This window comes from Pseudomonas sp. NGC7 (assembly GCF_047159675.1).
GTDB lineage: Bacteria > Pseudomonadota > Gammaproteobacteria > Pseudomonadales > Pseudomonadaceae > Aquipseudomonas > Aquipseudomonas kermanshahensis.
In genome coordinates, this window is sequence record NZ_BAAFZY010000001.1 from 2217474 (window position 1) to 2238816 (window position 21343).

15 protein-coding genes are annotated in these 21343 nt (G+C 62.7%); 11 read left to right on the forward strand and 4 right to left on the reverse strand.

Annotated elements, in window-relative coordinates; translation table 11 throughout:
* The first annotated feature begins 103 nt into the window (after positions 1 to 103).
* From ACMCNM_RS10175 to ACMCNM_RS10185, 3 genes are all read left to right on the forward strand, one after another.
* Positions 104 to 1201, forward strand: a complete 1098-nt coding sequence (locus ACMCNM_RS10175) for an efflux RND transporter periplasmic adaptor subunit (RefSeq protein ID WP_412764289.1) — start codon at positions 104 to 106, stop codon at positions 1199 to 1201.
* On the forward strand, positions 1198 to 4287 hold the full coding sequence (locus ACMCNM_RS10180) for a MexW/MexI family multidrug efflux RND transporter permease subunit (protein ID WP_412764290.1): 3090 nt from the start codon (positions 1198 to 1200) through the stop codon (positions 4285 to 4287). Before ACMCNM_RS10175 ends, ACMCNM_RS10180 begins: the two co-directional genes overlap by 4 nt.
* A gap of 328 nt (positions 4288 to 4615) precedes the next feature.
* Entirely contained in the window at positions 4616 to 4981 is a 366-nt protein-coding gene (locus ACMCNM_RS10185; RefSeq protein ID WP_412764291.1) for a hypothetical protein, read from the forward strand.
* Positions 4982 to 4997: 16 nt separating this feature from the next.
* Here the strand turns inward: ACMCNM_RS10185 and ACMCNM_RS10190 are convergent, their stop codons facing one another.
* Both ACMCNM_RS10190 and ACMCNM_RS10195 read right to left on the reverse strand, forming a co-directional pair.
* The gene (locus tag ACMCNM_RS10190) at positions 4998 to 6086 is read right to left on the reverse strand and encodes a polyamine ABC transporter substrate-binding protein (RefSeq protein ID WP_412764292.1); all 1089 of its coding nucleotides are present in this window, start codon (positions 6084 to 6086) and stop codon (positions 4998 to 5000) included.
* Positions 6087 to 6129: 43 nt separating this feature from the next.
* Positions 6130 to 7428, reverse strand: a complete 1299-nt coding sequence (locus ACMCNM_RS10195; RefSeq protein ID WP_412765913.1) for an NAD(P)/FAD-dependent oxidoreductase — start codon at positions 7426 to 7428, stop codon at positions 6130 to 6132.
* A 133-nt stretch (positions 7429 to 7561) separates the two neighbouring features.
* Between ACMCNM_RS10195 and ACMCNM_RS10200 the strand changes: the two genes are divergently transcribed.
* The 3 genes from ACMCNM_RS10200 to ACMCNM_RS10210 all read left to right on the forward strand — a co-directional run bounded on the left by ACMCNM_RS10200 (position 7562) and on the right by ACMCNM_RS10210 (position 9356).
* A complete protein-coding gene (locus ACMCNM_RS10200; protein WP_412764293.1) occupies positions 7562 to 8494 on the forward strand; it encodes a LysR substrate-binding domain-containing protein in 933 nt (310 codons plus the stop codon).
* Positions 8495 to 8830: 336 nt separating this feature from the next.
* Entirely contained in the window at positions 8831 to 9064 is a 234-nt protein-coding gene (locus tag ACMCNM_RS10205) for a type II toxin-antitoxin system Phd/YefM family antitoxin (protein WP_027596682.1), read from the forward strand.
* Between the two features lie 7 nt (positions 9065 to 9071).
* Positions 9072 to 9356: a type II toxin-antitoxin system RelE family toxin gene (locus ACMCNM_RS10210; protein ID WP_274887415.1), complete on the forward strand. Its 285-nt coding sequence runs from the start codon at positions 9072 to 9074 to the stop codon at positions 9354 to 9356.
* Positions 9357 to 9412: 56 nt separating this feature from the next.
* On the opposite strand, the gene ACMCNM_RS10215 is transcribed toward ACMCNM_RS10210, so the two are convergent.
* Positions 9413 to 9766 (reverse strand): hypothetical protein, encoded by a 354-nt coding sequence (locus ACMCNM_RS10215; protein ID WP_412764294.1) that lies wholly within the window; start codon positions 9764 to 9766, stop codon positions 9413 to 9415.
* Positions 9767 to 10040: 274 nt separating this feature from the next.
* On the opposite strand from ACMCNM_RS10215, the gene ACMCNM_RS10220 reads away from it, so the two are divergent.
* Complete coding sequence (locus ACMCNM_RS10220) at positions 10041 to 14906, forward strand: NAD-glutamate dehydrogenase (protein ID WP_265969986.1); 4866 nt, start codon at positions 10041 to 10043, stop codon at positions 14904 to 14906.
* A 204-nt stretch (positions 14907 to 15110) separates the two neighbouring features.
* On the opposite strand, the gene ACMCNM_RS10225 is transcribed toward ACMCNM_RS10220, so the two are convergent.
* Positions 15111 to 15929 (reverse strand): pyruvate, water dikinase regulatory protein, encoded by an 819-nt coding sequence (locus tag ACMCNM_RS10225; RefSeq protein ID WP_027596678.1) that lies wholly within the window; start codon positions 15927 to 15929, stop codon positions 15111 to 15113.
* A 177-nt stretch (positions 15930 to 16106) separates the two neighbouring features.
* Between ACMCNM_RS10225 and ppsA the strand changes: the two genes are divergently transcribed.
* The 4 genes from ppsA to ACMCNM_RS10245 all read left to right on the forward strand — a co-directional run bounded on the left by ppsA (position 16107) and on the right by ACMCNM_RS10245 (position 21306).
* Entirely contained in the window at positions 16107 to 18482 is a 2376-nt protein-coding gene (ppsA, locus tag ACMCNM_RS10230; protein WP_265969985.1) for a phosphoenolpyruvate synthase, read from the forward strand.
* A gap of 102 nt (positions 18483 to 18584) precedes the next feature.
* Positions 18585 to 19577 (forward strand): alpha/beta fold hydrolase, encoded by a 993-nt coding sequence (locus tag ACMCNM_RS10235; protein ID WP_412764295.1) that lies wholly within the window; start codon positions 18585 to 18587, stop codon positions 19575 to 19577.
* Between the two features lie 214 nt (positions 19578 to 19791).
* A complete protein-coding gene (gene rraA, locus ACMCNM_RS10240; RefSeq protein ID WP_027596675.1) occupies positions 19792 to 20283 on the forward strand; it encodes a ribonuclease E activity regulator RraA in 492 nt (163 codons plus the stop codon).
* Positions 20284 to 20310: 27 nt separating this feature from the next.
* Positions 20311 to 21306, forward strand: coding sequence for a zinc transporter ZntB (locus ACMCNM_RS10245; protein WP_027596674.1), 996 nt, complete (start codon positions 20311 to 20313; stop codon positions 21304 to 21306).
* Positions 21307 to 21343: the final 37 nt, after the last annotated feature.

The window sequence follows — 21343 nt, forward strand, 5'->3', positions numbered from 1 at the left end:
GGGTGGATGATTTGGCTGTCACACCTGTTGACCTCAAGTTAAGTTGAGCTCTTATAGTCCTGCCCGATCTTTCCTGCAACCACCCCGCTGATCGGAGCAAGGCATGAACAAAAGGATGTTACTGGCCATGACTGTCGCCGCTGTCGGTGCCTTGGTCGGCGCCTACGCATTGACGGGCAGTAGGGTAGCGGCCCAACAGGCCGCGGCGTGGCCGGTCACCAAAGTTGCGCTGGCCACTGCCGAGCCGGTCGACCTGGCGCGGCAACGTTTTGCATCGGGGGAGCTGGAGGCGGTCAATCAGGTGCAGGTCGCGGCCGAGGTGGCAGGGCGCATCACCCACATCGCCTTCGCGTCGGGGCAGGCCGTGCGTGCCGGGCAGTTGCTGGTACAGCTCAACGATGCGCCCGAGCAGGCCCAGCGCGTGCAACTGCGGGCGAAGCTGCGCAATGCCCAGGTCGCGGCGCAGCGGGCCAGTAAGTTGCGCGCGCTGAATGCCGTTTCGCAAGAGCTGCTGGATAACGCGAGCACAGCGGTGGATGTGGCCGCGGGTGAGCTGCAGCATGTCGAAGCGCTGATCGCGCAAAAAGCCATACGCGCACCGTTTGCAGGCAATGTGGGTATCCGCCGTGTTCACCAGGGCCAGTACCTGGGCGCTGGCGAGGCGATTGCCAGCCTGACGGATACACGCCAGTTGCACGTCAATTTTTCCCTCAGCGAACAGGCGGCCCCCGAAGTGACTGTCGGGCAGCTGCTGGAACTGACCGTCGATTCTGTGCGCGGGCGGGCGTTTCAGGCACGGGTAGTGGCGGTCGATCCGCTGGTCAGCAAGTCACGCCTGGTCCAGGTGCAGGCTGCCCTGCCGAACCTGGACGGGCAGCTGCAGCCGGGCATGTATGCCGGGGTCCGTCTGCCTGCCGCGCAGCCGTCGAGGGTGCTGGCCGTGCCGGAAACGGCGATCACCTACACCGCCTACGGGCAGACGGTGTTCATTGCCAGGCAGGATCAGCAGGGCGTCATCAGCGTCAACCGGGTACCGGTAACGACCGGTGAGCGCTGGCAGGGGCGTGTGGAAGTCACCTCGGGCCTCGCGCCGGGCGACAGGGTGGTGGTTTCCGGCCAGCTGAAATTGAGTGATGGCATGCAGGTCGAGCAGGTCGCAGAAGACAGCCTGCTGGACGTGGCCGGGGGACAGCAACCGTGAAATTCACCGATACCTTCGTGCGTCGCCCCGTGCTGGCGCTGGTGGTCAGCAGCCTGATCGTGCTGATGGGGCTGTTCGCCCTGGGCAAGTTGCCGGTGCGCCAGTACCCCTTGCTGGAGAGCGCGACGATCACCATCAGTACCGACTACCCCGGCGCCTCCGCCGAACTCATGCAAGGCTTTGTGACCCAGCCGATCAGCCAGGCGGTTTCTTCGGTTGAGGGCGTTGACTTCATGTCGTCATCATCGTTGCAGGGGCGCAGCCTGATTACCCTGCGCATGCTGCTCAACCGAGACTCGACCCAGGCGCTGGCCGAGACCATGGCCAAGGTCAACCAAGTGCGCTACCGCTTGCCCGAGAAAGCCTACGACCCGGTGGTGGAGCTGTCTGCAGGTGACTCCACGGCGGTGGCGTATGTCGGCTTCTCCAGCCAGACCCTGTCCATCCCAGAACTCAGTGACTACCTGTCGCGGGTGGTTGAGCCGCTGCTTTCGGGGATCGACGGCGTGGCCAAGGTGCAGACGTTCGGCGGGCAGAGCCTGGCCATGCGCCTGTGGCTCGACAGCGAGCAGATGGCCGGGCGCGGGGTGACGGCTGCCGACGTCGCACAAGCGGTGCGGGCCAATAATTACCAGGCCACCCCAGGGCAGGTGCGCGGGCAGTTCGTGCTGGCCGATATCCAGGTCGACACCGACCTGACCCGCGTCGAGGACTTCCGTGACCTGATCATCCGCAACGACGGCACCGACCTTGTGCGCCTGCGTGATGTGGGCACTGTCGAACTGAGCGCGGCGGCCACCCGCACCAGTGCCACCCTGGATGGCAAACCCGCTGTGCACTTGGGGTTGTTCCCCACGCCATCGGGTAACCCACTGGTCATCGTCGACGGCATTCGCGAATTGTTGCCGCAGATCCAGCAAACGCTCCCGCCCGGCGTGAAGGTGGCGCTGGCCTATGAGACTGCGCGTTTCATCGAGGCTTCGATCGAAGAAGTGTTGCGCACGCTGGTGGAAGCGATGCTGATCGTCGTGCTGGTGATCTGGCTGTGCCTGGGGTCACTGCGCAGCGTGGCGATCGCGGTGGTGGCCATTCCGTTATCGATGCTGGGTGCAGCGGGGTTGATGCTGGCGTTCGGCTTCAGCCTCAACCTGTTGACCTTGCTGGCGATGGTGCTGGCCATCGGCCTGGTGGTGGACGATGCCATCGTGGTGGTGGAGAACGTGCACCGTCACATCGAAGAAGGGCAAACACCGGTGGCGGCGGCGTTGGCCGGTGCACGCGAAATCGCCGGGCCGGTGATCGCCATGACCCTGACCCTGGCCGCCGTGTACGCGCCCATCGGCTTGATGGGTGGGCTGACCGGCACGTTGTTCCGTGAATTTGCCTTGACCTTGGCGGGGGCGGTGATCGTTTCGGGTGTCGTTGCACTGACCTTGTCGCCGGTGATGAGTTCGTTGCTGCTCAAACCCGACCAGCAGGGCGGGGCCATGGCCCATTTCGCCGAAAGGGTGTTCGCTGCGCTCACAGCGGCCTATGCCCAGGCCTTGGCGTTTACCTTGGCACGGCGCTGGCTCAGTGCTGGTGTGGCCCTGCTGGTTTGCCTGAGCCTGCCCTGGCTGTACCTGTTGCCACAGCGCGAGCTCGCACCGCCGGAGGACCAGGCGGCCGTGCTGACGGCAATCAAGTCGCCGCAACACGGGAGCCTGGACTACGTCGAGCGTTTTGCCAGCAAACTCGACCAGGTGATGAAATCGATTCCCGAAACCACCGACACCTGGATCATCAACGGCACCGACGGGACCGCGGCCAGCTTCGGTGGCATCAACCTCAGTGCATGGCAGCAGCGCGAGCGCTCTGCCGCGCAAATCCAAGCGCAGCTGCAACAGGCGGTCGCGGACATCGAGGGCAGCAGCATTTTCGCCTTCCAGGTGGCGTCGTTGCCAGGTTCCAGTGGTGGCTTGCCGGTACAGATGGTGCTGCGCAGTGCCCAGGATTACCCGGTGCTGTACCAGACCATGGAAGTGCTCAAGCAGCGCGCCCGCGAGAGCGGTTTGTTCAGCGTGGTGGACAGCGATCTGGACTACAACAACCCGGTAGTCAAGGTCAGCATCGACCGCGCCAAGGCCGCCAGCCTGGGGATCAGCATGCAGGACATCGGCGAGTCGCTGGGCGTGCTGGTGGGCGAGCAGTACCTGAACCGCTTTGCCCTGTTCGGCCGCGCCTATGACGTGATCCCGCAAAGCATCCAGGACCAGCGCCTGACCCCGTCGGCCCTGAACCGCCAGTACGTGCGGGCCGAAGATGGCAGCCTGGTGCCGTTGTCCACGGTGGTGCGTCTGGACCTGCAGGTCGCGCCTAACCGCCTTTTGCAATTCGACCAGCAGAACGCAAGCACCCTGCAGGCCATCCCCGCGCCCGGTGTCTCGATGGGCAAGGCGGTGGCATTTCTGCAGCAGCTTGCCGCCGAGCTGCCGCCCGGTTTCAGCCATGATTGGCAATCGGAGTCGCGCCAGTATGTGCAGGAAGGCTTTGCCCTGATGTGGGCCTTTCTTGCTGCCTTGGTGGTGATCTACCTGGTGCTGGCCGCGCAGTATGAAAGCCTTGTGGACCCGCTGATCATCTTGGTGACCGTACCGTTGTCGATCTGCGGCGCGTTGCTGCCGCTGGCGCTGGGCTGGGCTACGTTGAACATCTACACGCAGATTGGCTTGGTCACGCTGATCGGGCTGATCAGCAAGCACGGCATCCTGATGGTGGAGTTCGCCAACGAGATTCAGGTGCGAGACAACCTTGACCGTGCGGCGGCCATTATGCGCGCCGCGCAAATTCGCCTGCGCCCGGTGTTGATGACCACGGCGGCGATGACCTTCGGTGTGATACCGCTGTTATTTGCCAGTGGCGCAGGGGCCAACAGCCGCTTTGGGCTGGGTGTGGTGATCGTCTGCGGCATGTTGATCGGCACGCTGTTCACCTTGTTCGTGCTGCCGGCGATCTACACCTGGCTGGCGCGAGATCACCGGCTGACCACCCTGCGTAAACAGCAACTGGCAGACGCCGAGCGGAGCGTTGGGGTGAGTGTGCCTTGAGTGATCATCCGGCGCCGCATTGCATGGCACCGGCTTCGCCGGTGCTTGCGGGGCAATCCCGCTCTCATCCAACACATAACTAATTGATTTAGTAGGGACCTGTGGGAGCTGGCTTGCCGGCGATCACCGGCAAAGCCGGTGCCCTACACCGCGGTGCCTGCATCGCCGGCAAGCCGGCTCCCACAGGATTGTGGGCTCGCTTGCGATGTTTGTTCTCTGCGTGACAGCCCAGCCCAGAGGAACAGTCGCGCAGATGCCCGATAAGGCGCGTTCTGGTTTAAGGTGCGCGTAGGCCAAAATGGACTCTCACTGGAAGGACACGACACTGATGGACACTGCTTTTTCACCCGTCGCCGAGCGCCTGCACAATCGCCGATTCGCGGTAGCGAACAATGCACAAGGGCTCTCCGGTGCTGGCACGGTCTTTCATTACGTTGTCGATGGAAACGCCATAAACAGCCACTATCAGGGCGGCAGGATCCGGATTGGCAATCAGGTAGGCCGTGTTACAGGCCCCGACACGATCGAGCTTCTTTTTCAGTGTTTGACCACCGAAGGTGAAATGCTGGCCGGCTGGTCGCGCGGTACGGTGGGGCTCGATCAAGCCGGTCGCACCACGCTGCACTTCGTTTGGGGCTGGTTGTCGGGGGCGACGGGGGGTGGCGAATCCCGCTACGTCGAGCTCGTCGAGTAGCAGCCCCCCGCAGCGCTCACTTGCCGCTGATCACCCGGGTCCACAGCCGGGTGCTCAAGCGCATGCCTGCCGGTGACAGGGTCTGGATCGGGAATAGCGTATCCAGCACGGCCTGGGGTGGGTACACCGCCGGGTTGTCACGCAGCGCCGCGTCTACATAGGGTAATGACGCCGCATTGCCATTCGGGTACTTCACCGCGTTGCTGATATGCGCCATGACCTGGGGGTCGAGCAGGTAGTTCAGGTAGGCATAGGCCGCGTCCAGGTGCGGCGCAGCTTTGGGAATCACCACCATGTCCACCGCCACCGTCGAGCCTTCACGGGGAATGCTGTAGCCCAGGTGCACGCCGTTGTTCGCCTGTTGCGCGCTGTTCATCGCTTGCAGCACATCGCCGCTGAAACCGATCGCAACGCAGATGTTGCCGTTGGCCAGGTCGCTGATGTACTTGGATTGGTGGAAGTAGCTGATGGAAGGGCGGATAGCCATCAGCGCCGCCTCGGCTTTTTTCAGGTCTTCAGGGCGCTGGCTGTGTGGGTCGAGCCCCAGCACCTTGAGGGTGATCGGCAACACCTGCGTCGGGTTGTCGAGAAACGCCACGCCACAGGCGCTCAGCTTGCGGATGTTGTCCGGGTTGAACAGCATTTGCCAGGACTGAGTGACATCGGCAGTGCCGAAGATGGCCTTGATCTTGTCGACGTTGTAGCCGATACCCGTGGTCACCCACATGTAGGGGATGGCATGGCGGTTGCCGGGGTCGCTGGTTTCCAGCAACTGCATCAGCTTGGGGTCGAGGTTGTGCCAGTTGGGCAGCTTGCTGCGATCGAGTTCCTGGATGGCACCGGCCTTGATCAGCCTGGGCAGAAAATGGTTGGACGGGCTGACCAGGTCGTAGCCGCTGCCGCCGGTCATCAGCTTGGCCTCGGTCGTCTCGTTGCTGTCGATAAGGTCGTAGGTGGGCTGGATGCCCGTGCGGCGGGCGAACTCTGCCAAGGTGTCATCGGCAATGTAGCCGCTCCAGTTGGCGATGTTCACCGATTCGGCGGCCTGGGCCGTCAGGCTGAACAGCGCCGCGGACAGCACGGCCATGCAGGTACGTTTCATCATCTTGCCCTCTGTTGTTGTAAGTGTGCGCAAGTGCTCATGGCGGTCAACGTTCTAGCCGCGCGCGGCGTACTTCCCAGGCCATGCGCAGGGACGCGCCGATATCGAAGAACGGGCGTGGCGGCAGGTAACCGGGTTGGGCCTGGCCAAGCACGTCGCTGAGCAGCGTTGACGACGATGCGCTGGCCATGTCGACCAGCAGCCTGCCCCACAAGGTGCCGCGGGCGACCCCCGAGCCGTTGCAGCCGGCCACGGCATGCAGCCCTTCGTCGATCCGCGCGAAGCACGGCTCGCCAGAACGGGTGCCGCTCAGGTGGCCGGTCCAGGTGTATTCGAGGTCCTTAGCGGACAGCCCGGGGAAGCGCTTTTCCAGGCCTTGCAGATGCTGCTGTCGGCGGGCCTGCAACTGCGCGCCATTGAGGTCGCGCTGGCGGTATTCCACGGTGTTGCGAATCAGCAGCCGTCGGCCTGGCAGCAGGCGCAGGGTAGCGCCGCCCGGCAAGGTCGACAGCACGCCCCAGGTGTGGTCGCCGAACTGGCTTTGCCAACGCGCCTCGGTCAGTGGGCGGGTGATGCTGGCGCTCAGTTCCAGCGGGAAGGTGCCGCTGTGGTGCACGCCTACTCTGGGCAAGAATGCGCCGACGCAGGCCAGCACCTGGGGCGCATTGATAACGCCGGCTTCGGTTTTGGCTTGCCAGCCACGCCCGGCACGGCGCAGGCTCAGTACCGCACTGTGCTCGTACACCTCCACCGCCCTGGGCAGGCTGTCTGCAAGGCCCTGTACATACTTCGCCGGTTGCAGCAAGGCGTTGCCCCCAGCGCAATGGATGGCGCGTGTATAGAAGCCGCTGCCAAGGCGCTGCTGCAGCGCTTGGCCTTCCAGGTAGCGTGCTTGGGCGCCTACGGCCTCGAGTGTGTGCATCACGGCCTCGGCCTGCTGCAGGTGCGCGGGCTGATGCACGGCGAAGTGATAGCCACCGTCGTCGTACTCGCAGGCGATGCCCAGCTCACCAATGCGCTGGCGCACTTCCCGAGCAGCGGCCACGCCAATGCGCGACGCCACTTCAAAATCTGCAAAACCAGGGTTGCCGAGCAGTTCGTTGGGCGAGGGCAGTTCATGGCTGACGGCAAAGCCCGAGTTGCGTGCCGAAGCCCCTTGGGCTACTCGCTGCCGGTCAAGCAGGACGATGCGTTGCCCCGGGAAGCGTGCCGCCAGTGTGTGGGCCGCGGCGAGGCCGGTGATGCCACCGCCGATGATCAGCCAGTCGCAGGTGTGCTGGCCTTCGAGGCGCGGGTGCGGGGCAGACTCGCCTGCCAGCGCGATCCATCCACAGCGGTTGTCGATTGCCATCAGCTTCTCCACAATCAATGCGCACGGGTTATCGGTGTTCGTTGTCAGTGCGCGTTCAAGGCTTAATCTACGAGGGCTGTGGCCGTGTTTCTAACGCTAATATTTCATTCAGCTATTCTTGAAACGCATGGATAAAATCTTTCGTGTGCCCTCGCTTCATGCCCTTCAGGCGCTCATTCACGTGGCGGACAGCAGCAGCTTTACCGAGGCTGCCCGGCAGTTGCACCTGACCCAGAGCGCGATCAGCCGCCAGGTTCAGCAGTTGGAGGAGCATTACGGGGTGGCGCTGTTCGACCGCACCAGCCGCAAGGTGGCGCTGACGGAGCACGGCCGTGATGTCTATGCGGTGGCGTGTGAAACGCTGAACGATCTGCGCGCCCTGGCGCAGCGGCTTTCGCCAGCGCCCGTGGACCGGCCGTTTCGCATTCGCATCTTCGTGTCACTGGCGGTGCGCTGGTTGCTGCCGAGGTTGAGCAGCTTTTATGCGCTGAACCCGGCGTTGTGCCTGTCCATCGAAACGGTTAGCGGGGAGGTGGTGGAAACCAGCGGCGATTGCGATGCCTATGTACTGTATTTGCGAGATGGCCTTGACGATCGGCCGCTGACGGTGTTGTTCGATGAGTACCTGGTCCCGGTCTGCGCGCCGCGCCTTGGCGACGGACAGTTACCGCCACGCTCGCTGGAAACGCTGGGTGATCATGCCTTGATCCATGGCTCGACCGCGCGCCACGAGTGGAACCTGTGGTTGCAAGCGCATCAGGATCGCCCCGGGCGCAGTTACAAACACCTGATGTTCAACCTTGACGACCTGGCGCTGGATGCCGCTGCCCGCGGTTTGGGCGTGGCCATGACGGACCAGGTGCTGGCGCACGACGCCCTGGCCCGGGGGGATTTGATCGTGCCGTTTGGCGAGCCGCTGAAGACTGGCGGCGTGTATGCACTGTGGTTGCGCGATAGCGGGGCGGCGCACCCGGCTTGCACGGCGGTGTTGCAGTGGTTTGAGGCGCAGTTGGAGCGGACACGACGAGCTAATTACGGATTGCAGGATCGTCAGGGGTGAAAGCTTATGGCTCTGCATGCACCCATAGTCAGGCTATGTAGGTCATTTCCGAAACACGCTCCGATTCCCTTTATCCCGTTGCACGCTGCACGTTGGGAATTTAGTCTCGCTCTTTCCGCGTCGCGTCGCACAGCACATACCACGCATCAGGATGGCGTTTGTGTGTGTTGATTTGCGTGTGATTTTACGCAATATTGTGTGTTGTCGATTCGGGGGAGCCGCTGCATCTCCTCCCGTCTCCCTTACTCTCTGGAGGCAATGCAGCAAACCGATGGGAGCAAGCATGCGATGGCTGGACTAATGACCAGAGCTGAGCAGGCGGTGTCTGCTACGGCAATGGCTAGAACGTTTGGAGCGCGTTTAAAGGAAGTGACGAGCGGGGATGCAACCCACCTCGTCATTTTCAAGGACAATGAGCCGGCTGCTGTGCTGATAGGTGTTGAGGCCTACCAAGCCATGCAGGACGAGCTCGAAGATCTACGCGCAGAGCGGCTGGCTGCCGAGCGCCTACTCAGCCTGAAAGAGGAAAATAGCGTGAGCCTTGAAGACATGGAGGCTCGCTTCAGGTAGGAACGCGATGATCTGGACTGTCAGGTTTCACCCTGAAGTAGAAAATGACCTTCAGCAGCTTGGGCGCGCGGAGGCACAAAGAGTCCTCAGAGTGGTGCGTGAGCGTATCGCAGGAGGCGAGCCTGACAAGCTAGGCAAGCCCCTTAGGGGCGTGCTGGCGGGTTGCCGCAGAATTCGCACAGGCGATGTGCGCATTGTCTATCGAATTAACGGCACCGAGATCGTTTTGGTTCTCTGCATAGGTGCCAGGCGCGACGATGAAGTGTACGAAGCTGCCTACAAACGTGTGTAAACCCTAAGTCCCGCTTCGGCGGGGTTTAGGGTTTCCTGCTTGGGAAATGACAGCCCTCAAACCTCGCAGACAAACGTCCCCGTCCCCTCAAGAATGTTCTGCAGCGTCTCCTTCACCTCGTCCAGGTCGCTCAGTTCGCTGGTCAGGATGATCTCCAGCGCTTCATCCCCCTTCAGCGCATCGCGGTCCCCGGCCGCCACTTCGATCAGCAGGCGCTGGGCGCTCAGGGTCACTTTCAGCCCGTCCAGCGTCGACGGCTCGTCATCCAGGGTCAGGTCGACCGTGTCTTCATCCGGATAGCGGGTAAGCAGGAACATCTGACCCTTGTCGCTGTGGCAGCAGAGGGTCGCCATGTTGTCTTCCTCGTCATCGCAAGGGGTGGCGAAGAGCAGGGCGGTGTTGATTTGCATGGACAGGCTCGGGTCAAAGGAAGCGGAAGGGAATTCTGACAGTCTTGCACGTATCCATAAACGTAAAGTTACCCCCCCTTGACCGAAATTGTCGCAGCGCTGCAAGCGTTGGTGACTACTCAGTCGTTAAGCTTCGGCGAGCCCTGGGCGTGCTGTGCACGTCCAACGCCTGGTTATAACCGTCCGCCATGCCACGGGTTGGCTATCGTTGATCCGTACACGGCGCACGCGAGCGACGCTTCAATTATTACAAAGCCCAAGCGGAGTACCACAGATGGCGTTTTTCACCGCAGCCAGCAAGGCCGACTTCCAGCATCAACTGCAAGCGGCTCTGGCGCAGCACATCAGCGAACAGGCACTGCCACAAGTGGCGCTGTTCGCCGAACAGTTCTTCGGCATCATCTCTATGGACGAACTCACCCAGCGCAGGCTTTCCGACCTGGCTGGCTGTACCCTTTCTGCCTGGCGCATCATCGAGCGCTTCGACGCCGAACAACCTCAAGTGCGGGTGTACAACCCTGATTACGAACGCAACGGCTGGCAGTCGACCCACACCGTGGTCGAGGTGCTGCACCACGATTTACCCTTCCTGGTCGACTCGGTGCGCACCGAGCTCAACCGCCGGGGCTACAGCATCCACACCCTGCAAACCACGGTACTGAGCGTACGCCGCGGTGCCAAAGGCGAGCTGCTGGAGCTGCTGCCCAAGGGTACCCACGGTGAAGGCGTGCGCCATGAGTCGCTGATGTACCTGGAGATCGACCGCTGCGCCAACGCCGCTGAACTGACGGTGCTGGCCCGTGAAATCGAACAAGTGCTGGCCGAAGTGCGGGTAGCGGTCGCCGATTTCGAACCGATGAAGGCCAAGCTGCGCGAAGTCGTGGCGCTGGTGGAACAGACCGCGTTCGGCCCGGCGCAGCATGACAAAGGCGAGGTGAAGGCGTTTCTCGAGTGGCTGCTGGACAACCATTTCACCTTCCTCGGCTACGAAGAATTCACCGTCCAGGGCGGCAGCGATGGCGGCCAGATGGTCTACGACGAACAGTCGTTCCTCGGCCTGCCACGGCGCCTGCGCGTGGGGCTGACGCCTGAAGAACTGCGTATCGAAGACTACGCCGTGGCCTACCTCAACGAGCCGCTGCTGCTGTCCTTCGCCAAGGCCGCGCTGCCCAGCCGCGTGCACCGCCCGGCCTACCCGGACTACGTGTCGATCCGCCAGCTGGACGCGGATGGCAAGGTGGTCAAGGAACACCGCTTCATGGGCTTGTACACCTCCTCGGTGTATGGCGAGAGCGTGCATGCCATCCCGTACATTCGGGTCAAGGTGGCCGAAGTCGAGCGCCGTTCGGGCTTCGACCCCAAGGCCCACTTGGGCAAGGAGCTGGCCCAGGTGCTCGAAGTGCTGCCGCGCGACGACCTGTTCCAGACCCCGATCGACGAGCTGTTCAGCACGGTCATGGCCATCGTGCAGATCCAGGAGCGCAACAAGATTCGCGTGTTCCTGCGCAAAGACCCTTACGGCCGCTTCTGCTACTGCCTGGCCTACGTGCCGCGCGAGGTCTACTCCACCGAAGTGCGGCAGAAGATCCAGCAGGTGCTGATGGAGCGCCTCAAAGCCAGCGACTGCGAGTTCTGGACCTTCTTCTCCGAATCGGTGCTGGCGCGCGTGCAGCTGATTTTGCGGGTCGACCCGAAGAACCGCATCGACATCGACCCGCAGCAGCTGGAAAACGAAGTGATCCAGGCTTGCCGCTCGTGGCAGGACGATTACTCGACCCTGGTGGTAGAGAACTTCGGCGAAGCCCAAGGCACCAACATCCTGGCCGACTTCCCCAAAGGCTTCCCGGCGGGCTACCGCGAGCGCTTCGCGGCGCACTCGGCCGTGGTCGACCTGCAGCATGTGCTGGGGCTGTCTGAAAGCAAGCCGCTGGCCATGAGCTTCTACCAGCCGCTGACCCAGGTCGGCGAGCGTACCCTGCATTGCAAGCTGTACCACGCCGACACCCCGCTGGCGCTGTCCGATGTCTTGCCGATTCTGGAAAACCTCGGTTTGCGCGTGCTTGGCGAGTTCCCATATCGCCTGCGCCACGCCAATGGCCGTGAGTACTGGATCCATGACTTCGCCTTCACCTACAGCGAAGGCCTGAGCCTGGATATCCAGCAGCTCAACGACACCCTGCAGGACGCCTTCATCCACATCGTCCGCGGCGATGCCGAGAACGACGCCTTCAACCGCCTGGTGCTGACCGCCGGCCTGCCGTGGCGCGATGTGGCGCTGCTGCGTGCGTATGCCCGTTACCTCAAGCAGATCCGCCTGGGCTTCGACCTGGGCTATATCGCCAGCACCTTGAACAACCACACCGGTATCGCCCGCGAACTGACCCGGTTGTTCAAGACCCGCTTCTACCTGGCGCGCAAACTGACTCAAGACGACCTGGACGACAAGCAGCAGCGTCTGGAGCAGGCGATCTTGACGGCCCTGGACGATGTTCAGGTGCTCAACGAAGACCGCATCCTGCGTCGCTACCTGGACCTGATCAAGGCCACCCTGCGCACCAACTTCTACCAGCCCGATGCCAACGGCCAGAACAAGTCGTACTTCAGCTTCAAGTTCAACCCCAAGCTGATCCCAGAGCTGCCAAAGCCGGTACCCAAGTTCGAGATCTTCGTTTATTCGCCACGGGTCGAAGGCGTGCACCTGCGCTTTGGCAACGTCGCCCGTGGCGGCCTGCGCTGGTCGGACCGCGAGGAAGACTTCCGCACCGAGGTGCTCGGCCTGGTCAAGGCCCAGCAGGTGAAGAACTCGGTCATCGTGCCAGTCGGCGCCAAAGGCGGCTTCCTGCCGCGCCGCCTGCCCCTGGGCGGCAGCCGTGACGAGATCGCTGCCGAAGGCATTGCCTGCTACCGCATCTTCATTTCTGGCCTGCTCGACATCACCGACAACCTCAAGGACGGGGGCGTGGTGCCGCCGGCCAACGTGGTGCGGCACGATGAAGACGATCCGTACCTGGTAGTGGCCGCCGACAAAGGCACCGCGACGTTCTCGGACATCGCCAACGGCATCGCCATCGACTACGGCTTCTGGCTGGGCGATGCCTTTGCCTCGGGCGGCTCGGCCGGCTATGACCACAAGAAGATGGGCATCACCGCCCGTGGCGCCTGGGTGGGTGTACAGCGCCACTTCCGCGAGCGCGGCATCAACGTGCAGGAAGACCCGATTACCGTGATCGGGGTCGGCGACATGGCCGGCGACGTGTTCGGCAATGGCTTGCTGATGTCCGACAAACTCAAGCTGGTGGCGGCGTTCAACCACCTGCACATCTTCATCGACCCGAACCCGGAGCCGGCCAACAGCTTCGCCGAGCGCAAGCGCCTGTTCGACCTGCCGCGTTCGGCCTGGAGCGACTACGACACCAGCATCATGTCCGAAGGCGGCGGGATCTTCCCGCGCAGTGCCAAGAGCATTGCCATCAGCCCGCAGATGAAAGAACGCTTTGCCATCGAAGCCGACCGCCTGACCCCGACCGAACTGCTCAACGCACTGCTCAAGGCACCGGTCGACCTGCTGTGGAACGGCGGCATCGGCACTTATGTCAAGGCCAGCAGCGAGAGCCACGCCGATGTCGGCGACAAGGCCAACGACGCCCTGCGCGTCAACGGCAACGAGCTGCGCTGCAAGGTGGTGGGCGAGGGCGGCAACCTGGGCATGACCCAGCTTGGCCGGGTCGAGTTCGGCCTCAATGGCGGCGCGACCAACACCGACTTCATCGACAACGCCGGCGGCGTGGACTGCTCGGACCACGAGGTCAATATCAAGATCCTGCTCAATGAAGTGGTGCAGGGTGGCGACATGACCGAGAAGCAGCGCAACCAGTTGCTCGGCAGCATGACCGAAGAAGTCGGCGCGCTGGTGCTGGGCAACAACTACAAGCAGACCCAGGCGTTGTCCCTGGCGGCGCGCCGCGCTCGCGAGCGGATTGCCGAATACAAGCGCTTGATGGCGGACCTGGAAGGGCGTGGCAAGCTCGACCGAGCCATCGAGTTCCTGCCGTCCGAAGAGCAACTGGCCGAGCGCCTGGCGGCTGGCCAGGGCCTGACCCGTGCCGAGCTGTCGGTGCTGATCTCGTACAGCAAGATCGACCTCAAGGAGCAACTGCTGAAGTCGCTGGTGCCGGACGACGATTACCTGACCCGCGACATGGAGACCGCGTTCCCGCCGTCACTGGTCAGCAAGTTTGCCGAGTCCATGCGCCGTCATCGCCTGAAACGCGAGATCGTCAGCACCCAGATCGCCAACGACCTGGTCAACAACATGGGCATCACCTTCGTCCAGCGCCTGAAGGAATCGACCGGCATGAGCCCGGCCAACGTGGCGGGCGCCTATGTGATCGTGCGCGACATCTTCCACCTGCCGCACTGGTTCCGTCAGATCGAAGCGCTGGACTATCAGGTGCCGGCCGAAATCCAGCTGACCCTGATGGACGAGTTGATGCGCCTGGGCCGCCGTGCCACGCGCTGGTTCCTGCGCAGCCGCCGCAACGAGCAGGATGCCGGGCGTGATACCGCGCATTTCGGGCCGAAAATCGCGCAACTGGGGCTCAAGCTTGACGAACTGCTGGAAGGCCCGACCCGCGAGCGCTGGATGGTGCGCTACCAGGGCTTCGTCGACGCCGGTGTGCCAGAGCTGCTGGCGCGCATGGTGGCCGGTACCAGCCACCTGTACACCTTGTTGCCGATCATCGAGGCGGCGGATGTGACCGGCCATGACCCGGCGCAGGTGGCCAAGGCGTTCTTCGCCGTGGGCAGCTCGCTGGACCTGACCTGGTACCTGCAGGAGATCAGCAACCTGCCGGTGGAAAACAACTGGCAGGCCCTGGCCCGCGAGGCGTTCCGCGACGATATCGACCTGCAGCAGCGGGCGATCACCATTTCTGTGCTGCAGATGGTCGATGCACCGCAGGACATGGATGCCCGGGTGGCGCTGTGGGCCGAGCAGCACCGGGTGATGGTCGAGCGCTGGCGCGCGATGCTGGACGACCTGCGCAATGCCACCGGGACTGACTATGCGATGTACGCGGTGGCCAACCGCGAGCTGGTCGACCTGGCCATGAGCGGGCAGGCGGTGGTGGTGCCGTCCTGATCGGTGGTCTGAAATGAAAAAGCCCCGGCAGCGATGCCGGGGCTTTCTATTTGTAATTGTCCCACCTAGCAGGTGATCGCGGTCCCTGTAGGAGCGGCCTTGTGTCGCGAAAGGGCCGCATAGCGGCCCCGGCGATATCAGCCTGATGCGCAAATCGTGGGGGCGCTTCGCACCCCTTCGCGACACAAGGCCGCTCCTACAGGCTTACTTGAACCTGCGCTCCACGCCTTTCTCCACCAGAATCTTCGCCGAAATCTCTTCCACCGAAAAATGCGTGGAATTGATATTGGGAATGTTCTCCCGCCGGAACAGGCTTTCTACCTCGCGCACCTCGAACTCGCACTGGGCAAAGCTGGAATAGCGGCTGTTGGGCTTGCGCTCGTGGCGGATGGCCGTCAGGCGGTCCGGGTCGATGGTGAGGCCAAACAGCTTGCTGTGGTGCTTTTTCAGCACCGCCGGCAGTTGCAGGCGCTCCATGTCATCTTCGGTCAGCGGGTAGTTGGCCGCACGAATACCGAATTGCATGGCCATGTACAGGCAGGTTGGCGTCTTGCCGCAGCGCGAGACACCCACCAGAATCAGGTCGGCCTTGTCGTAGTAGTGCGTGCGCGCGCCATCATCGTTGTCCAGGGCGAAGTTGACCGCCTCGATACGCTCCATGTAGTTGGAGTTGCCGCCAATCGAGTGGGATTTGCCGACGGAATACGACGAATGGGCGGTCAATTCCTGCTCGAGCGGGGATAAAAACGACGAAAAGATGTCGATCATGAAGCCATTCGAGGTCGCCAGGATCTCGCGGATGTCCTGATTGACGATGGTGTCGAAGATGATCGGGCGCACACCATCGCGCTCGGCGGCAGCGTTGATTTGCTGCACCATGGTGCGCGCTTTGTCTGGCGTATCGATGTAGGGGCGGGTGAATTTGTTGAACGGAATGCTTTCGAATTGAGCGAGCAAGCTTTGCCCCAGGGTCTCGGCGGTGATGCCGGTGCCGTCGGAGATGAAGAACGCGGTTCTTTTCATTTGCACCCTGGGCCTTAAGCTGATGACGTTTCTTGGATATGATAAGTTCGGTTTGCCGAATGCGGCTGTCGGCATTCTCACTTATTTTCCAGGTACAGGCCACAAACGCCCGGCCAAGTCAAAGCAGACAGGCGGGCGCCTTTGAGCTTTTCCAACACAGTTAGTGGAGAGATCACCTTGGTAGAGTACGTAGTTTCCCTCGATAAGCTCGGCGTCCATGATGTGGAGCATGTGGGGGGCAAGAACGCATCCCTGGGCGAGATGATCAGCAACCTTGCGGGTGCTGGTGTATCGGTGCCGGGCGGCTTTGCCACTACGGCGCAGGCGTACCGCGATTTTCTCGAACAGAGTGGTCTCAACGACCGGATCCATGCCGCACTCGATGCGCTGGACGTGGATGACATCAACGCCCTGACCAAAACCGGCGCGCAGATTCGCCAGTGGGTCATGGAAGCTGAATTCCCGGCGCGTCTGGATGCGGAAATCCGTACGGCCTTCGCCGAAATGGCCGCTGGCAACGACAACATGGCCGTTGCCGTGCGCTCTTCGGCCACCGCCGAAGACCTGCCGGACGCCTCGTTTGCCGGTCAGCAAGAAACCTTCCTCAACATCCGCGGCGTCGACAACGTGATCCGCGCGGCCAAGGAAGTGTTCGCCTCGCTGTTCAACGACCGCGCCATTGCCTACCGCGTGCACCAGGGCTTTGACCACAAGCTGGTGGCCCTGTCCGCTGGCGTGCAGCGCATGGTCCGCTCCGAGACCGGCACCGCCGGCGTGATGTTCACCCTCGACACCGAGTCGGGCTTCCGCGACGTGGTGTTCATCACCGGCGCCTATGGCCTGGGTGAAACCGTCGTGCAGGGTGCGGTCAACCCTGATGAATTCTACGTGCACAAGCAAACCTTGCAGGCCGGCCGCCCGGCCATTCTGCGCCGCAACCTGGGCAGCAAGGCGATCAAGATGATCTACGGCGACGAGGCCAAGGCCGGTCGTTCGGTCAAGACCGTCGAAGTCGACCGCGCCGAACGCGCCCGCTTCTGCCTGAGCGACGCCGAAGTCAACGAACTGGCCAAGCAGGCCATGATCATCGAGCAGCACTATCAGCGCCCGATGGACATCGAGTGGGCCAAAGACGGTGACGACGGCAAGCTGTACATCGTTCAGGCCCGCCCTGAAACCGTAAAAAGCCGTTCCAGCGCCAATGTCATGGAACGCTACCTGCTCAAAGAGAAAGGCACCGTACTGGTCGAAGGCCGCGCCATCGGCCAGCGCATCGGCGCCGGCAAGGTCCGCGTGATCAACGACGTGTCGGAAATGGACAAGGTCCAGCCGGGCGACGTGCTGGTCTCCGACATGACCGACCCGGACTGGGAACCGGTCATGAAGCGCGCCAGCGCCATCGTCACCAACCGTGGCGGGCGTACCTGCCACGCGGCGATCATTGCCCGTGAGCTGGGTATTCCGGCCGTTGTCGGTTGCGGCAACGCCACCCAGCTGCTCAAGGACGGCCAGGGCGTGACTGTCTCCTGCGCCGAAGGCGATACCGGCTTTATCTTCGAAGGCGAACTGGGCTTCGACATCAAGCAGAACTCGGTCGACGCCATGCCGGACCTGCCGTTCAAGATCATGATGAACGTCGGCAACCCAGACCGTGCCTTCGACTTCGCCCAGCTGCCCAACGCCGGTGTCGGCCTGGCGCGCCTGGAGTTCATCATCAACCGCATGATCGGCGTGCACCCCAAGGCGCTGCTGAACTATGCCGGCCTGCCGGCAGAGCTCAAGGACAGCGTCGACAAGCGCATCGCCGGTTACGACGACCCGGTCGGCTTCTATGTCGAGAAGCTGGTCGAAGGCATTAGCACCCTGGCGGCAGCCTTCTACCCGAAAAAGGTCATCGTGCGCCTGTCGGACTTCAAGTCCAACGAATACGCCAACCTGATCGGCGGCAAGCTGTACGAGCCGGAAGAAGAAAACCCGATGCTGGGCTTCCGTGGCGCTTCGCGTTACATCAGCGAATCGTTCCGTGACTGCTTCGAGCTCGAATGCCGCGCGCTTAAGCGCGTGCGCAACGAAATGGGCCTGACCAACGTCGAAATCATGGTGCCGTTCGTGCGCACCTTGGGCGAAGCCAGCCAGGTCATCGACCTGTTGGCCGAAAACGGCCTGGCCCGTGGCGACAATGGCCTGCGCGTGATCATGATGTGCGAGCTGCCGTCCAACGCGATTCTGGCCGAAGAGTTCCTGGAATACTTCGACGGCTTCTCGATCGGCTCCAACGACCTGACCCAGCTGACCCTGGGCCTGGACCGTGACTCGGGGATCATTGCGCACCTGTTCGACGAGCGTAACCCTGCCGTCAAGAAGCTGCTGGCCAACGCCATCCAGGCGTGCAACAAGGCCGGCAAGTACATCGGCATCTGCGGCCAGGGCCCATCGGACCACCCAGACCTGGCCAAATGGCTGATGGAACAGGGCATCGAAAGCGTGTCGCTGAACCCGGACTCGGTGCTCGAGACCTGGTTCTTCCTGGCTGAGGGCCAGGGCGCAGCCTGATGCAGTGAATTGCGGGGGCGCGTCTGGCGCGCTCCCGCCTGGTTTTATCCAGGGCGAGTTCCAGTAATGGTTCCCGCCCTTTTTTGTGCACCAAGCAACCTTATGCATAGCAGTAGCACTTTATTTCCCGTGGCCTTGCTCAGCGCAGAGCGCCGAGGCGACCTGAGCGAGGATGTGTACCGGATCAAGGCTGGCAACAGCCCCGACCCGAGCGTCGAGCTGGCCGTGACCCGCCTTGGGTTGGCTGACCAGCCAGGCGCCCAGGGCGTACCGGTCATTCTTCTGCACGGCAGTTTCTCCAACCGCCGCTTCTGGTATTCGCCCAAAGGCATCGGCCTGGGCGCGTTTCTCGCCCGCGCAGGTTTTGATGTGTGGATCCCAGAAATGCGTGGCCATGGCCTGTCGCCGCGCAATCGCCAGTGGCAGCACAACCGTGTCGCCGACTATGCCCGCGATGACTTGCCCTTGATTGCTGCATTCGTTCAGGAGCAGGCCGGCCAGGCGCCGCACTGGGTTGGCCATTCCCTGGGCGGTACCACCCTGGCCGCCGCACTGGGTGGCGGGTATTTGCCACCTGAGCAAGTTGCCAGCGCGGCGTTCTTCGGCACCCAGGTCAGCCGCGTGTACTGGCCCTTGAAAGTGCCGCCGGTGGTGTGGGGGGCGAAGTTTTTGCTTAAGCGCTGGCGGCAGATTCCGGGGCAGCGCTTAAAGCGTGGCCCCGAGGACGAGCCGATCGGCCTGGCCCTCGAAAGCATGCGTTGGCATGGCCTGTTCGGGCGTTTTGGCGACAAGGACAATGACTGGTGGGCCGGGCTTGCACGGGTCGATGTGCCGGTGCTGGCCGTGGCCGGCGCGGGCGACTTCCAGGACCCTGTATGGGCTTGCCGCAAGCTGTTCGAGCAGTTGGGCGGGTCGCGCAAGCAGTTTCTGCGGCTGGGGCGCGAGGAAGGCTTCGAGGCGTTCGGGCATGTCGACATGCTGGTCAGCAAGGCGGCCCAGGCTCAGGTCTGGCCGTTGGTGGAGCGCTGGTTGAGGGCCCCCTTGGTGCCCGTGCATGCTTCGATTGTGATGGCGGAGCCTGTGTTGGCCAGCTGATTCTGTGCGGCCTGTACCGGCCCTTTCGCGGGCAAGCCCGCTCCCACAGGAATACCACTGGCCTATGAGCTGCAGTGATCCTGTAGGAGCGGGCTTGCCCGCGAAAGGGCCGGTACAGGCACAAGCTGACCACTCAGTCCTGGATGACTGCGACAGCCTCTCCGGTGTAGCCTTGGCCCACACCCGCTTTCGTTGTGACTGACAGGAGCTTCCCATGCAGCATTACGTAACGCCCGACCTCTGCGACGCCTACCCAGACCTGGTCCAGGTGCTCGAACCCATGTTCAGCAACTTCGGCGGCCGCGATTCGTTCGGCGGCCAAATCGTCACCCTCAAATGCTTCGAAGACAACTCGCTGGTCAAGGAGCAGGTCGAACTCGACGGCAAGGGCAAGGTGCTGGTGGTCGACGGCGGCGGTTCGCTGCGCTGTGCGCTGCTGGGCGACATGCTGGCCGAGAAAGCTGCCAAAAATGGCTGGGAAGGCCTGGTGATCTACGGCTGCGTACGCGACGTGGACATCCTGATCCAGACCGACGTCGGCGTGCAGGCCCTGGCCAGCCACCCGAAAAAGAGCAACAAGCGCGGCATCGGCGAGCTCGACGTGCCGGTGACCTTCGCCGGCGTGACCTTCCGCTCGGGTGAATACGTATATGCCGACAACAATGGCGTGCTGGTTTCGCCAAGCCCGCTGAAAATGCCGGAGTGATGCGCCGCACGCGCTGATGGAGCTTTGATGTTCGAGGAAGACAACGCGCAGTGGGGGCTGGTGCATGCCCTGGTGCTCGATGGCAAAGGCGGCGCGCGCTCGATTGCCCGTACCGAACTGGACGACCTGCAACTGCACCCCCAGGAAAGCCTCTGGTTGCACTGGGACCGCAGCCACCCGCAAACCCGTACCTGGCTGCTGCGCGACAGCGGCCTGAGCGAGTTTGCCTGCGATTTGCTGCTGGAAGAAAACACCCGGCCGCGCTTGCTGCCGCTGGTGGATGAACAGTTGTTGCTGTTTTTGCGCGGGGTCAACCTCAATCCGGGCGCCGAGCCTGAAGACATGGTTTCGGTGCGCATTTTCGCCGAGGCGCAGCGGGTCATCTCGCTGCGCCTGCGGCCGCTGCGGGCCAGCGACGAGATTCTGCAGTTGCTCAGCGAGGGCAGGGGGCCGAAGTCGGCTTCCGAGTTGTTGCTGTTGATGGGAGAACTGCTGACCGAAAAGGTCCAGGGCCTGGTCAGCGACCTGTCCGAATTGGTTGATCTCGAAGAAGAAAAGGTCGAATCCGACGAACGGTACACCCCAGAGCAGGGCAGCCTGCAGCAGATCCGCCGTCGGGCCGCTGGCCTGCGGCGTTTTCTGGCGCCGCAGCGTGAAATCTACGCCCAGCTGTCACGCAGCAAGTGGAGCTGGTTTGCCGATGCCGATGCCGATTACTGGAACGAGTTGAACAACAGCCTGATCCGCTACCTCGAAGAGCTCGAGCTGACCCGCGAGCGGGCCGCGCTGGTGCTTGAGAGCGAGGACCGGCGCCGCAGCGAGCGGATGAACCGGACCATGTACCGCTTCGGCATCATCACCTGTATTTTCCTGCCCATGAGCTTCGTCACCGGGCTGCTCGGCATCAACGTCGGCGGTATTCCGGGGTCGAACAGCCCGTATGGCTTCCTGTTCGCCAGCCTGCTGGTCCTGGGCTTGGCGGTGGGGCAGTGGTGGCTGTTCCGGCGGTTGCGGTGGGTGTAAATGGCTATTGACCTGCACTGGCCTCTTCGCGGGCATT

What these genes read in the sequence shown, in the direction of transcription:
- ACMCNM_RS10175 (WP_412764289.1), top strand. Translation starts at nt 104, where the DNA reads ATGAACAAAAGGATGTTACTGGCCATGACTGTCGCCGCTGTCGGTGCC.
- ACMCNM_RS10185 (WP_412764291.1), top strand. Translation starts at nt 4,616, where the DNA reads ATGGACACTGCTTTTTCACCCGTCGCCGAGCGCCTGCACAATCGCCGA.
- ACMCNM_RS10190 (WP_412764292.1), bottom strand. Translation starts at nt 6,086, where the DNA reads ATGATGAAACGTACCTGCATGGCCGTGCTGTCCGCGGCGCTGTTCAGC.
- ACMCNM_RS10200 (WP_412764293.1), top strand. Translation starts at nt 7,562, where the DNA reads ATGGATAAAATCTTTCGTGTGCCCTCGCTTCATGCCCTTCAGGCGCTC.
- ACMCNM_RS10205 (WP_027596682.1), top strand. Translation starts at nt 8,831, where the DNA reads ATGGCTAGAACGTTTGGAGCGCGTTTAAAGGAAGTGACGAGCGGGGAT.
- ACMCNM_RS10210 (WP_274887415.1), top strand. Translation starts at nt 9,072, where the DNA reads ATGATCTGGACTGTCAGGTTTCACCCTGAAGTAGAAAATGACCTTCAG.
- ACMCNM_RS10215 (WP_412764294.1), bottom strand. Translation starts at nt 9,766, where the DNA reads ATGCAAATCAACACCGCCCTGCTCTTCGCCACCCCTTGCGATGACGAG.
- ACMCNM_RS10220 (WP_265969986.1), top strand. Translation starts at nt 10,041, where the DNA reads ATGGCGTTTTTCACCGCAGCCAGCAAGGCCGACTTCCAGCATCAACTG.
- ACMCNM_RS10225 (WP_027596678.1), bottom strand. Translation starts at nt 15,929, where the DNA reads ATGAAAAGAACCGCGTTCTTCATCTCCGACGGCACCGGCATCACCGCC.
- ACMCNM_RS10235 (WP_412764295.1), top strand. Translation starts at nt 18,585, where the DNA reads ATGCATAGCAGTAGCACTTTATTTCCCGTGGCCTTGCTCAGCGCAGAG.
- rraA (WP_027596675.1), top strand. Translation starts at nt 19,792, where the DNA reads ATGCAGCATTACGTAACGCCCGACCTCTGCGACGCCTACCCAGACCTG.
- ACMCNM_RS10245 (WP_027596674.1), top strand. Translation starts at nt 20,311, where the DNA reads ATGTTCGAGGAAGACAACGCGCAGTGGGGGCTGGTGCATGCCCTGGTG.